9 protein-coding genes are annotated in these 13,503 nt (G+C 65.9%); 6 read left to right on the forward strand and 3 right to left on the reverse strand.

Annotation, left to right across the window (positions count from 1 at the left end):
• Positions 1–38 precede the first annotated feature (38 nt).
• Entirely contained in the window at positions 39–1,337 is a 1,299-nt protein-coding gene (locus ACR9YP_RS14695; RefSeq protein WP_438106057.1) for an MFS transporter, read from the forward strand.
• Between the two features lie 159 nt (positions 1,338–1,496).
• Positions 1,497–4,082, forward strand: coding sequence for an EAL domain-containing protein (locus tag ACR9YP_RS14700; protein ID WP_474220223.1), 2,586 nt, complete (start codon positions 1,497–1,499; stop codon positions 4,080–4,082).
• Between the two features lie 30 nt (positions 4,083–4,112).
• On the opposite strand, the gene ACR9YP_RS14705 is transcribed toward ACR9YP_RS14700, so the two are convergent.
• Together ACR9YP_RS14705 and ACR9YP_RS14710 are read right to left on the reverse strand one after the other, a co-directional pair.
• Entirely contained in the window at positions 4,113–4,916 is an 804-nt protein-coding gene (locus ACR9YP_RS14705; RefSeq protein ID WP_438106061.1) for an isocitrate lyase/PEP mutase family protein, read from the reverse strand.
• Between the two features lie 27 nt (positions 4,917–4,943).
• Entirely contained in the window at positions 4,944–5,840 is an 897-nt protein-coding gene (locus tag ACR9YP_RS14710; RefSeq protein ID WP_438106063.1) for an alpha/beta fold hydrolase, read from the reverse strand.
• A 56-nt stretch (positions 5,841–5,896) separates the two neighbouring features.
• On the opposite strand from ACR9YP_RS14710, the gene ACR9YP_RS14715 reads away from it, so the two are divergent.
• A complete protein-coding gene (locus ACR9YP_RS14715; protein WP_474220227.1) occupies positions 5,897–6,451 on the forward strand; it encodes a MarR family winged helix-turn-helix transcriptional regulator in 555 nt (184 codons plus the stop codon).
• Between the two features lie 239 nt (positions 6,452–6,690).
• Positions 6,691–7,530 (forward strand): Crp/Fnr family transcriptional regulator, encoded by an 840-nt coding sequence (locus ACR9YP_RS14720; protein WP_438110601.1) that lies wholly within the window; start codon positions 6,691–6,693, stop codon positions 7,528–7,530.
• A gap of 80 nt (positions 7,531–7,610) precedes the next feature.
• Here ACR9YP_RS14720 and ACR9YP_RS14725 read toward each other — a convergent pair whose 3' ends face one another.
• A complete protein-coding gene (locus ACR9YP_RS14725; protein ID WP_474220230.1) occupies positions 7,611–8,222 on the reverse strand; it encodes a TetR/AcrR family transcriptional regulator in 612 nt (203 codons plus the stop codon).
• 129 nt (positions 8,223–8,351) lie between these two features.
• On the opposite strand from ACR9YP_RS14725, the gene ACR9YP_RS14730 reads away from it, so the two are divergent.
• Together ACR9YP_RS14730 and ACR9YP_RS14735 are read left to right on the forward strand one after the other, a co-directional pair.
• Positions 8,352–9,584, forward strand: coding sequence for a cytochrome P450 (locus tag ACR9YP_RS14730; RefSeq protein WP_438106065.1), 1,233 nt, complete (start codon positions 8,352–8,354; stop codon positions 9,582–9,584).
• Between the two features lie 142 nt (positions 9,585–9,726).
• Positions 9,727–13,365 (forward strand): AsmA family protein, encoded by a 3,639-nt coding sequence (locus tag ACR9YP_RS14735; RefSeq protein ID WP_474220235.1) that lies wholly within the window; start codon positions 9,727–9,729, stop codon positions 13,363–13,365.
• Positions 13,366–13,503 lie beyond the last annotated feature (138 nt).

The following is a 13,503-nucleotide window of genomic DNA, read 5'->3' on the forward strand; positions in this document are numbered from 1 at the left end:
TGGTCCGAAGGACCGTCCAGGGATGAAATAAAAATAACATGCGGCTTCCATTCTTCTACGGCTGGGTCGTGGTCGCCGTGACCTTCGTCACCATGGCCATTGGCGTCAACGCGCGCACCGCCTTTTCATTGTTCTTTCCGCCCATCATCTCCGAATTCGGCTGGGAGCGCGGCATCACCGCGGGCGCCTTCTCCTTCGGCTTCGTGGCCTCGGGCGTGGTCAGCCCGCTGATCGGCCGCCTGATGGACCGCGCCGGCCCGCGCGCGGTGATGGAGCTCGGTGTGGTGCTGATGGGTGGAGGCCTGCTGCTCGCACCGCTCACGAGCTCGCCCTGGCATCTCTATGTCACCATCGGCGTCATGGTCGGCGCCGGCTCAGTGTGTCTCGGTTATTCCGGCCAGTCGCTGTTCCTGCCGAACTGGTTCATCCGCAAACGCGGCTTCGCCATCGGCATCGCGTTTGCCGGCGTCGGCATCGGCTCGGTGACGTTGCTGCCATGGGTGCAGCACATGATCGAGCAGACCGGCTGGCGCACCGCCTGCACCGCGATGGGACTGCTCGTCGTGATCGTGCTGGCGCCGATCAATCTGCTGCTGCGCAAGCGTCCGCAGGACATCGGCCTTCAGCCGGATGGCGATGCTGCTCCGGCCGCGGGAGCGGCAAAGCCCGTCTCCAACGTCGTCGATCCCGTCTGGGCCCACACCGAATGGACGCTGAAGCGCGCCGTCGCAACTGCACGATTCTGGTGGATCGCGCTCGGCTATTTCTGCGGCCTGTACATCTGGTACGCGGTGCAGGTGCACCAGACCAAGTTCCTGCTCGACATCGGTTTCAGCCCTGGCGTCGCGGTGTGGGCGCTCGGCATCGTCAGCCTGCTCGGTATTCCCGGCCAGATTCTGCTCGGCCATGTCTCCGACCGGATCGGGCGGGAATGGGTGTGGGCGATCAGCTGTGCGGGTTTTGCAATCTGCTTCGCGGCGCTGATGGCGCTGAAGTTCCAGCCGTCATTGTGGCTGGTCTACATCATGGTGTTCACGCAAGGCGCGCTCGGCTACGGCCTCACTTCGATCATGGGCGCGGTGGTGTTCGAAATTTTTCAGGGCAGGCACCAGGGCAGCATTTTTGGCACGATCATGCTGGCCGCGCTGGCGGGCGGTGCCGCCGGTCCGTGGGTGACCGGCTTTCTCTACGATCGCGCCGGCGACTACACGCTCGCCTTCGGAATCGCTATGATCGTGAGCGGATTGTCGGCGCTTTCGATCTGGCAGGCCGCGCCGCGCAAGGTGCGGGCCGTGGCCGGCCGGCTGCACGAGCTTCAGAGCGAAACAGGTGCATGACAGGTTCCTCATGCACCGCATTGCCGTCGTCTCCTTGGCGGAACGTTAAGCACGTCGCGTCTTGGTGGGACGCGACCGGATGCAAAAAAGATATTGCACACTATCGGAGCGCTAGCGTCGGTTGATTGCCGCACCTTGCGATGCCCTCCGGTTCCAACGATGTCTGCCTCCGATTGCCTAGTGACCGAAATGCCGGACGTACTATTGGCTGCGCTCGAACGCGCCGACGATGCCATCATCATCGTCGACAGCGCGCGTCGCATCACGCATTTCAACGCCGGTGCGGAGCGGATCTGGAAGCTTGCGCGCGCTGAGGTGCTCGGCCGCGACGCCGAACTGCTCACTCTCAAATGCCTGCACGCCGACCCGATCGCGGAGTTCCGCGACGAGATCAGCCTCACGCGGCATGACGGCAGCCGGATCAGGACCGCCATCTCGCTTTCGTCCGTTGCAAACGGCGGCGTGACTCATCACGTCGTGTTCGCGCGCGACGTCACCACTGAAGCGGAACGCCGCGCGCGCATCGCGCTGCTCGACACCGTCTCGGATCAGACCAACCGCGCCGTGCTCATTACCGACACCGAGCTCGACATCCGCTACACCAATGCGGCGTTCACGTCGTTGTTCGGCTATTCCGCCGCGGAAGCTGAGGGGCGGCGCGCAACCGACCTGCTGGCCGGCCGTCACACCAACCGCAAGGCGCTGACGAGGATCGGACGGCGCCTCATCAGGGGCGGTCCGGGCGGTGAAGTCGAGGTCCTGATCTACACCAAGGACGGCGAGGAGATCTGGGTGGGCGCCCGGATTGACGCCTTTCGCGACAGGAAGGGCCGGGTCAAGCACATCTTCGCGCTGCTTGAGGACATCACCGAGACCAAGCAGCTGCGCTCGCTCCAGCAACTCATCATGGGCGCGCTCGCCGACGAGGTGCCGATCGGCGAGATCGCCGACCGGCTCTGCCGCCGCGTCGAGCAGATTGCGCCCGACGTCGTCTGTTCGCTGCTTCACGTCGATGCCGCCGGCCTGATCCATCCGCTCGGCGGCCCAAGCCTGCCCGACGATTATTCCCGCGCGCTGGACGGCGTGGCCATCGGCCCCGACGTCGGCTCCTGCGGCACCGCCGCCTTCTATGGCGAACCGGTGCTGGCGACCGATCTCGAGACCGATCCGCGCTGGCAGCCCTACAAGGCGATGCCGCTCGCGATCGGCCTGCGGGCCTGCTGGTCGACCCCGGTGAAGGCCAAGGACGGCCGCGTCATAGCGACCTTCGCCTTCTATTATCGGGAGCCCCGCGCGCCGAGCAACTGGCACCGGCGCATCGTCGAGGCCTGCGTCAATCTCGGCGCCTTCGCGATCGAGCGCAAGGAGGCGCGCGCCGAGATCGCGCGGCTCGCCTATCACGACATCCTCACCGGGCTGCCGAACCGCGCGCAGCTGCGGCACCTGATCACCACCGCGATCGACGCCTGCCCGACCGGCAGCCACGTCGCGCTCGCCTTCCTCGACGTCGATCACTTCAAGGACGTCAACGACACGCTCGGTCATGCCGCCGGCGACGAGCTGCTGGTCCAGCTCGCGCAGCGGCTGCGCGAGCTGATCGGGCCCGAAGACATGCTGGGACGGCTCGGCGGCGACGAATTCGTCATCCTGCTGCCGCAACGCAATGCCGAGAGCGCCGAGCGCGTCGCGGCCGGCATCACCGAAGCGCTCGCCGCGCCCTTAAAGCTTGGATCGAAGCTGATGCCGATGTCGGCCAGCATCGGCATCAGCCTCTATCCCGATCTTGCCACCGACATCGATACTTTGATGCAGCAGGCTGATGCCGCCATGTACATGGCCAAGCAGGCCGGGCGCTCGACCCATCGCATCTTCAGCGCCGAGATGAACCTACTTGCCGAGCAGCGGCTGGCGCTGATCGCAGCGCTGCGCCGCGCCATCGCCGAAGGCGCGCTGAGCCTCAGCTATCAGCCGCAGATCCGCAGCTCCGACGGCTCCATCCACGGCGTCGAGGCGCTGGCGCGCTGGCACGATGCCGTGCTCGGCGACATCTCGCCGGCAAAGTTCATTCCGCTTGCCGAGGAGTGCGGCCTGATCGAGCAGATCGGCCTGTGGTCGGTGCGCGAGGCCTGCCGGCAGCTGGCGAGCTGGCGCCGCGCCGGGCTCAACATTCCCAGTGTGTCGGTGAACCTGTCGCCGATCAATTTCCGCCACGTCACGCTGGCTGCGCGGCTCAAGGACATCCTCGCCGAATACGAGCTGCCGCCAGATGCCTTGATGCTCGAGATCACCGAAGGTGCGTTCATGCAGGACGGCGCTGCCGCGCTGGAGACGATGAATGCGATCCGCGAGCTCGGCGTCGGGCTCGCGGTCGATGATTTCGGCACCGGCTATTCCAGCCTCAGCCGGCTCGTGCATCTGCCGATCCGCGAATTGAAGATCGACCGCAGTTTCATGCGCGACATCGAGAACGACGCTGGCGCGCTCGCCATCGCCACCGCGGTGGTGCGCGTAGGCCAAGGCCTCGGCATGACCGTCGTCGCCGAGGGCGTCGAGACCGAGGGCCAGCGCAGGACGCTGGCCGAACTCGGCTGCGACGTCGTGCAAGGCTTCCTCTACGCCCCCGCGCTCCCCCCCGTCGCCTTCGAGCGCTGGGTTATCGAGCACTGCGCCGAGCAGGCGAGGGCGATGCTCGGCCGATTCGACAGCGCGTCGGCGGACCGCGGCGCGGCGAAGCGGTCGGCGTAGGGCGCTGCTTTGGGCCGGTAATGTCCGGGCTCAGGCATTCGGTTGCAGGAACGTGCCGTATTGCTTGCTCGCGGCGACCGAGGCCGCGGCCTGTCCAATGATGCGCATCGCCGCCATCATGGGCCACGGCCCAAGACTCACCCGCCGAACGCCGACTCGAGCAAGATCCCGGATTTCGGGAACACCTTGCGTCACCATGATATTGACCGGCAAGGGTGTGAGTTGGACGAGCTTCTCGATGTAGGCGAGGTCGGTGAGGCCGGGTACGAAAATCCCGTCAGCGCCGGCCTCGGCATAGACCTTCGCGCGCTTGGCCGCTTCATTCAGGCATTCATCCGGCGATCCTGATTTCAGCAGGAACGGGTCGGTTCTCGCGTTGATGAAGAGATGAATTCCCAATTCTTGCGCCACATCCCGCACCGCCTTGATCTTCGCTGCATGCCGTTCGGGACTGACGAGTTGCCGCTTTCCGCCCGATAGTCCGTCTTCGATGTTGATGCCGACGGCGCCGGCTTTCACCACCTCGCTCGCCGACTTCGCGGCGGCCTCCGGGCTGTCGCCATATCCTGCCTCCAGATCGATCGAGACCGGGACCGACACGGACGCGGTGATCCGCGACACCAGACCGGTGACCACATCGAGCGGGACATTTTCTCCGTCCGCATACCCGAGCGCAGACGCGACCGCCCCGCTGCTGGTCGCTATGGCCGGAGAGGTCTTTGCGATCGCTTTGGCGGTGGCGGCATCCCAGGCGTTGAACAGGACGAGCGGATCGCCCTTCCTGTGAAGCTCGCGAAACGTCTCGGCGTATTGCTGCTGTGTCTTGGCGTCCATCGTGCTCACTCCAATGAAAATGTGCATTCAGTCGGGTGCGTGCGTCCTGAACCAGTCCATGATCAGGCCGGTGACTTCGGCCTCTCGCTCGAGGTGTGGGAAGTGGCCAACATCGGGCAGGACAATCCGCTGGTGCGGCCCCTTGAAGAGCGGCTCCTCCTTCAGCGAGTACCTCGCTGTCGGATCGTTGCTGCCATAGATCGTCAGCGTCGGCGTATGCATCTCGTTGATCGGCAGCCGGCCGGCACGTCCTGCATCGGTCAGGCCCCCGTAATATTTGAGCGCCGCCGCCATGGTGCCGGGAGAGCTGAGCGTCTGCTTGATCGAACGGAGATGCTCGACATCATTGAATGTCGGTGACCACAGCTTCCAGAGGTAATCGACGAAGGGGAGTCCCTCGATGTTCACCGCCGACTCGGCGCCGGGCATCTGGAAGAAATAGACATGAAAGACGGATCGGACGAGGTCCGGATCCCTCCTGATGCTTGAAAATGTGATCGGGTGTGCGGTGTTCATGACCACGGCGGCTTTGATCGCCGACGGCGCCGTGGCCAGTGCCTGAAAGGTCGAAGTGCCGCCCCAATCCATGCCGACGACCCGTGCTTGTCCGTCGTCGCTCAGCGCCGCGATGAGCGCTTCGAGATCCTGACCGAGCGCGATGGGATCGAACACTCCGTCGGCGGGGATCTCGGTCGGCGCATAGCCCCGCAAGAACGGCGAGACGGCCCGATAGCCCGCATCCGCGAAGACCTGCAATTGCTTCCGATAGGACCAGGCGTTGTCGGGAAAGCCATGCATGAACATGACGAGCGGTCCGCTCCCCTGTTCGAGATAGGCGAACCGCAGGCCATTGGCGTGCACGTGTTTCAGGACGGGGTCACTGCCGGTGTTCGGCTTTGCAGCTTCGGTGGCTCGGGCATTCATCGCCATCCTCCATGTCATCGTCTGCGCTTGACCAAATATGTGCGTAGCGCACATGTTTGGTCAAGTTGTTTTTTGTGCGCAGCGCACATATTGTTCGGTTCATGGAAACCGGAATCGCGAATTTACTGGGAGCGCTTTCGCTCGCCGTCATGGATCGTATCGAGCAGGGCGCGCGCGAGGTCATAGGCCGCGGCGGCGAGACGCCCGCGGCACTCGTCGTCATCGGCTACGGCCAGGGCATGACCAACGACAAGCTCCGGCGGATCCTTGGCCTGTCGCATTCCGGAACCGTACGCTTGGTGGACCGTCTGGTTTCGGATCGGCTGGTCGAACGCAGGCCGGGAAAGGACGGCCGCGAGATCGCCCTGTACCTGACGGCCACGGGCGCGGCGGCCCGGAATGATCTGATGGCGTCCCGGATTTCGGCCGTTGCGTCACTCCTAGATGTGTTGTCGCCGGCTGAAACCAAACGGCTGGGAACGCTGATCCATGACCTGCTGGCAAGGCAGGACACCTCCGAGCTGGACCGCTTTACGATCTGCCGCAGGTGCGACGACAGGGTGTGCACCAATTGCCCGTTGCCGACGAACAAGAGCAAGCGCGACCGCTAGCGCAAGGCGCTGCACCTGGCGGCCGCGAGCTGAAGCCTACTTCGCGGGCACCTCGCTGGTGGCAACGATCGTAAATAGTATGATGTATGCAAGATGCTATTTCGCGGCGAGGAATGCAGTCAGCTCTCCGCAATTATCCGCGCTTGATCTCGCCTGATGGCTCTGTTTGGATGAGTTTGGTCGGGGCAGTCGCATTTCGGATAATCATGGTGGATGAAATCAACGGATACCGTCGGTCATTGAATGCTCGTTCGCGGGAAAGCATCGCGACCGTCCACCGCACTGGCACCGGGAATCGGCTGCTGGCGGCGTTGCCGCCTGCGGATCTCGCTCTGCTGACGCCCTACTTCCAGAAGGTCTCGTTCGAAGCCGATGCCGTCCTGGTGCGGTCGGGCGATGAACTCGACCCGGTTTATTTTCCCCATAGCGGCGCAATCGCCTTCATGCTCGACATGCCGGACGGGCAATCGGTCGCAACCACCTTGATGGGACGGGAAGGGGCTTTGGCCTCGTTTTCCGTGCTCGGCCCGGCGCTTTCATCCGTGACCGCGATTGCTCGCATGGCCGGCACGGCGTCGCTGATCTCCGCCGCCAAATTCAGGGCTGCCTATGCACAAAGCGCGGCCATCAGGAATGTCGTGCAGGTCCACGCCCGCGCGCTGTTATTGCAGCTCCAGCACGTCGCCGCTTGCAACGCGCTGCACCGGGTGGATGGCCGCTTGGCACGGTGGCTCCTGCAACTTCACGACCGCGTTCCCGACGACCCTCTTCCGGTGACCCAGGAGGCGCTCGCGCAATTGCTCGGGGTGCGGCGCACGACCGTGACTCTGACGATGAACAAGCTACGCGAGGCCGGCGCCGTCCCATCCGACCGGCGCGGGCTGATCAAAATCGATCGTGCTCGGCTCGAGAAGGTCGCATGCGATTGTTATGCGCTCATGCAGCACAACATCGATCGAATGTATTGCCAGGAATTGTCGGTGCCGCAGCCTGCCCATCCGCCGTTCCGGCAAAGCGCCTTCGTCGCCTCCGACGGAGCGGGTGGTGAATCCAGAGCCGTTTCGCGGGCGGGAAAATAGAGAGCAGGGCCTGGAATCGCGCTTGGCAGTGCTCGACTGCACGCCAGCGACGAATTGGCATTGCAACTCTCCAGCCGCTTTCAGCCCGCCGCCAACCCCGTTCTCCGTCGCAAATCCGTGATCGCGCGCAGAAAGCTGTCGGCCGGCGTCGTCTCGGGATCGATCAGCCGGTGCAGGCGAAAACCGTCTTCGAGCGCGAGCACGACGGAGGCCATCCAGGGCGGGTTCAGACTGTCATTCCGCCCGTTGCTCTTCAACGTCGCCTCGACGATGTCGGCGATCAGCTTGCGCCGCGCGCGGAGGCGTTTTGCAAGTTCCGGGCGGCGCTTCTCGGCGCGGGCGACGAACAGGATCATCTCCATGTGCAGCAGCGGCGAGCGGCCGAGCGGATCCTGTCTGCTGCGGTCCATCGTCTTCAGTGCCGCGATGAAATCGTCGAGATTGTCGTGCTGCGCGAGGATGTCGAGGTTGCGGCGGATCGACTGCTCGACATGGTCCTCGAGCATGGCGATGATCAATTCGTCCTTGCTCCTGAAGTTGGAATAGAACGCGCCGCGGGTGAAGCCCGCCGCGGCCGCGATCGCCTCGATGCTGGCGCCGCCGATGCCGTCTTCCTCGAACACGCGCGCGGCCGCCTCGAACAGCCTGTCGCGCGTATCGTCCCTGGTCGGCCTGGTTCTCACCCTTGACATCCCGGCAGCTTAGGGCAGAATGCAACTCGATACAACAATGTATCGAGTTGAAAATTCCAAGGGATGGTTACGCCGGGCTGTCGGGCAGCCTTGCGTATTCGTGTCATGCGGCAACCGATTGAGGTCACCATGAACGAGCAAGTGCAAGGCGCGAACGGCGATCCGTTGTTCAACCCGCTGTCGCCGGACTTCATCCGCGATCCCTATCCGCATTACGACCGGCTGCGCACGATGGATCCGATCCATGTGACGCCGTTCGGCCAGTTCGTCACCAGCCGCCACGCCGATGTCAGCCTCGTGCTGCGCGACAGGCGTTTCGGCAAGGATTTCGTCGAGCGCTCCAAGCGCCGCTATAGCGAAAAGATCATGGACGAGCCGGTGTTCCGCAGCATGAGCCACTGGATGCTGCAGGCCGATCCGCCCGACCACACCCGCCTGCGCGGCCTGGTCGTGAAAGCCTTCACCGCCCGCCGCGTCGAGGACATGCGGCCGCGCATCCAGGAGATCGTCGACCAGACCATCGACGCCGTGATCGATCGCGGCCACATGGACCTGATCGAGGATTTCGCCTTCCGCCTGCCCGTCACCATCATCTGCGACATGCTCGGCATCCCCGAGGAGCACCGCGAGACCTTCTACAAGAGCTCGCGCGACGGCGGGCGGCTGCTCGACCCGGTGCCGCTCTCGCCCGAGGAGATCAGCCAGGGCAACGCCGGCAACCTGATGGCGCAGATGTATTTCCAGCAGCTGTTCGAGCTGCGCCGCCGCAGTCCCGGCGACGATCTCATCACCCAGCTCGTGCAGGCCGAGGAGGACGGCAACAAGCTCACCAATGAGGAGCTGACCGCCAACATCATCCTCTTGTTCGGCGCCGGCCACGAGACCACCGTCAATCTGATCGGCAACGGCCTCCTGGCGCTCCACCGCAATCCGGACCAGCTTGCGCTGCTGAAGGCGCGGCCCGAGCTGATGGTGGGCGCGATCGAGGAATTTTTGCGCTACGATTCCTCGGTGCAGATGACCGGGCGCGTCGCGCTGGAGGACATCGACGATCTCGGCGGCTTGAAGATCCCCAAGGGCGAGACCGTGCTCTGCCTGCTCGGCTCGGCCAACCGCGATCCGGCGGTCTATCCTGACCGGCCCGACCGGCTGGATGTCACCCGCCAGAATGTGAAGCCGCTGTCGTTCGGCGGCGGCATCCATTTCTGCCTGGGGGCCCAATTGGCGCGCATCGAGGCCGAGATCGCCATCGCGACGCTGCTCCGCCGGCTGCCGGATTTGCGCATCGACGACGTCGTAAACCCGCAGTGGCGGCCGACCTTCGTGCTGCGCGGCCTGACGCGGCTGCCGGCGAGCTGGTGAGGGCGCTCAGCGTTAACCTCCGTGCGCAACAGTCGCTGTGACTTCGCCACACTTCCCCCTATATAAGGGGCTGTTCCGGCCCGCCTGAAGCCTTCCCAGGGCAAGGTCTGGTCCGGGCGCCGTTTTGGCCGAGGGGAGACCCGTGCAGACGACGCTGCTCGGATTGGCGATTGCCTTCATCATTGCGCTTTTGGCCGCGCTGATCGGGCCTTACTTCATCGACTGGAACCAGTTCAGGCCCCAGTTCGAGGCGGAGGCCAGCCGGATCATCGGCGTGCCGGTGCGGGTGGCGGGCGCGCTCGACGCGCGGCTGTTGCCGGCGCCGACGCTGCGGCTGCGTTCGGTCACCTTCGGTGGCAACAACGATCTCGGCCGGCTGCGCGCCGACAAGCTCGACGTCGAGTTCAGCCTGGGCCCCCTCATGCGCGGTGAATGGCGTGCCACCGAGCTTTCGGTCGGCGGCATGGCGGTCGATCTCGGCCTGGACGCGCGCGGGCGGGTCGATTTGCCGTCCACTGCGAGCGGCGCCTTCAATCTCGCATCGCTCGCCATCGAGCGGCTCAATCTCACCGGCCGCATCGCCCTGCACGATGCCGCCAGCCGCTCGACGCTGGAGCTGAGCGACATCGCCTTTTCCGGCGACGTGCGCTCGCTCGCGGGCTCGGTGCGCGGCGACGGCCGTTTCACCGCAAATGGGGTGCGCTACCCATTCCGCATCTCCTCCGGCCCGACCGCCGACGGCAACGCCACGCGTCTCCACCTCAACGTCGATCCCGGCGAGCGTGCCATCCTCGCGGATCTCGAAGGCGTGCTCGCCTTCGACAACCGCTTGCCGAAATTCGACGGCGCGCTGACGTTCGCGGTGCCCGCGACAAAGAAAGCGGGCGAGGCGGGGCCGATGCCCTGGAAGCTCACGACCAAGCTCAAGGCAGATCCGGCCGGCGCCAAATTCGACCAGATCGAGGCCAGCTACGGCACGGACGACGCCGCGCTGAAGCTCGGCGGCGTCGGCGACCTCAAGTTCGGTGCCTCGCCGCTGCTGCGCGCGGTGCTCTCGGCGCGGCAGGTCGATGCCGACAAGCTGACGGCCAAGGATGCTGCCAAGGATGCTGCCAAGGACGATGCCGATCCGCAGCGCGTCCTGCCGGCGCTGCGCGCAGGGCTGGCCGCGATCCCGCAGGCGCCGATCCCGGCGCAGATCGAATTCAACTCCGACCAGATCATGCTCGGCGGCCGTCCGCTCCAGAACATCAGCGCCGAGCTTCAGACCGACGGACGGTCCTGGACCTTCCAGCGGCTCGAGCTGCGTGCGCCGGGCATGACGCAGCTCTCGCTCAACGGCGCAGCTCCCGGCGCCGACAGCTTTAGCGGCCGCCTCAGTGTCGAGTCGTCCGATCCTGACACGCTGGTGGCCTGGCTTCAGGGCCGCAGCGAGGTCAACCGCCGCAGCACGCGGCCGCTGCGCCTTGCGGGCGACGTGACGATTGCCGCCAACCATCTCGCCATCGACAGGCTGAAGGCCGAGATCGAGGGCGGCGCGGTGGAGGGCCGCATTGCCTTCGTCCAGACCGGCGCCAGCAAGGGCTCGCGGATCGACGCCGAGCTCAAGGCCGACCGTCTCGACCTCGACGCCGCCGCAAGTTTTGTGCGCGCGCTTGCCGGGCCGCAGGGCGAATGGCCGGAGGAGGCGAAGCTCTCGCTCGATATCGGCCGCGCCACCTCCGCCGGCCAGGAGCTGCGGCCGTTCGCGGCAAAGCTCGGCTACGGCCCGGCGTCGCTGTCGCTGGAGCAGTTGCGGTTCGGCCAGGCCAGCGGCGTGACCACGGAGGCGAACGGCAGTTTTGATCGCAAGAATGCCACCGGCAAGCTCGCCCTGAAGTCATCAGCGAATTCGCTGCGCGAGCTGACCGCGCTGATCGAGCCATTTGCGCCCGCGGTGCGTGCGCGCTTCGATGCCATCCCGGCATTGCCCGGCGCGACGCGCCTGAAGCTCGACCTCAGCCTCGACAAGAACGCCGAGCATGCCGATCGCAGCAATGCCCGCGTTGTGTTCGATCTCGATGCGCCGCAGCTCAAGGCGACCGCGACGCTGGCCGCGCAGACGCCGGTGGCCGCCGTCAGCGGCATCGACATCGACCGCCTGCGCAACAGCGACTTCACGCTCGATTCGAAAGTATCGACGCCGCAGGCCGGCGCGCTGTTGGCCCTGCTCGGTCTCGATCGCATCGTGGCCGCAGGTGAGGGCGCTTCGCAGTTCGAAGGCAAGCTGACTGGCACCTGGCAGAAGCCGCTGCAATTGAGTGCAAAGCTCAGCGGCGGCGGGCTGGACGCGGATGCGCAAGGCAATTTTGACTGGTCGGCATCCAAGGGCAGTGCGAACCTGCGCGTGCGCAATGCCAATCTGGCGCCGCTGTTCGGAACCAGCTCCGCCGGCAAATCAGCGCAGAGCGTCAGCCTGTCCGCGCGCGTCGGCCTGTCCGGCAATCGGCTGATCTTCGACGATCTCGACAGCACCGTTTCAGGCTCGCATCTGCGCGGTCATCTTGCGGTGACGCTGGATCAGGAAAGGAGTGTCGATGGCGAGGTGGGCCTCGATTCGCTCGATCTTGCGCCGACGCTCGCGATGGCGATCGGAGCGGCCGGACATGATGCCGGCGAGCCGCTGAATGCGGGGCTCATCGGTGGCTGGCGCGGCCGCATCGCCTTCCAGGCGCTGCGCGGAACGCTGCCTGGCGGCATCGAGCTGCGCCCCTTCGCGGGCACGATCCGCGGCGACGGCCAGTCGCTCGCGCTCGATGCGCTCAAGGGCGGCATCGGCGGCGGCGAGATGTCGGCAAGTCTCGATGCGCGCGATGGCGCCAATGGCCTGGCGTTGAATGCGCGCATCGATCTCAGCAATGTCGATGCGGCGACGCTGCGCTACCGCGACCTCGCGCTGCCCAAGGGACGCGCCTCGGTGCAGATGGCGCTGACCAGCCAGGGCCGCAGCGTCTCGGCGCTGACCGGCGCGCTCGCCGGCAACGGCACCGTGACGCTCGACTCCGCCGAGATTGCCGGTCTCAATCCCCGCGCGTTCGAGATCGCCATCCGCGCCAGCGACGGCGGCCAGGTTAGCGACGACAACAGGCTACGGCAGCTGGTCGAGCCCGCGCTGTCGGCAGGCCCGATCGCGGTGGCCTCGGCGCAGATCCCGTTCACGATCCGCGATGGGCGCCTGCGCGTCGGCGCGACGCCGCTGGAAGCGAAGAACGCCCGCGCCATCGTCTCCGGCGGCTACGACATTCCCGCCGACCAGGCCGACATTCGCGCCAGCCTGACGCCGATCATGAACGGGCTCTCCGGTGCCCCGCCTGAGATCCAGCTGTTCGCGGCAGGCCCGCCCGACAAGCTGAGCCGCACCGTCGATCTCGCGCCGCTGTCCTCGTGGCTCGCGGTGCGCACGATCGACCGCGAGACCCGCCGGCTCGACGCGATCGAGCGTGGAGAGCCGCCGCCCGCCACCGCCGCACTGCCGACGCTGGTCTCTCCCGATGCCGCGCCGGAGCAGGCGCCGGCCAATGTGCCGCTGCCGGGGCCGGATCCGCGCCGCGCGCCGGCAAGGTCAAAGGGACCACCGATGCCGAAAGCCCCGCACGCCGCCCCCGCCGCGCCGAGCCCGCCGCTCGCAAGCCAGCAGCTTGCCCCGTTGCCGCCGCCGATCGACGTGAAGCCCGCCCCGGGCCCGCCGCCCGCCAAGCCCAAGCCGAAACCGCCGCTGGTGCTGACGCCGCAGAATCCGTGAGACGATGCTCGCCGCAGGCTCGGTCTTCACCTCTCCCCAGCGGGGAGAGGTCGGATTGCGCCTGGCGATGCGAAGCATCGTCCAGTGCAATCCGGGTGAGGGGCCGCAGCATTCGGTGAGACTATAACCCCTCACCCG

The organism is Bradyrhizobium sp. BR14999, assembly GCF_056106085.1.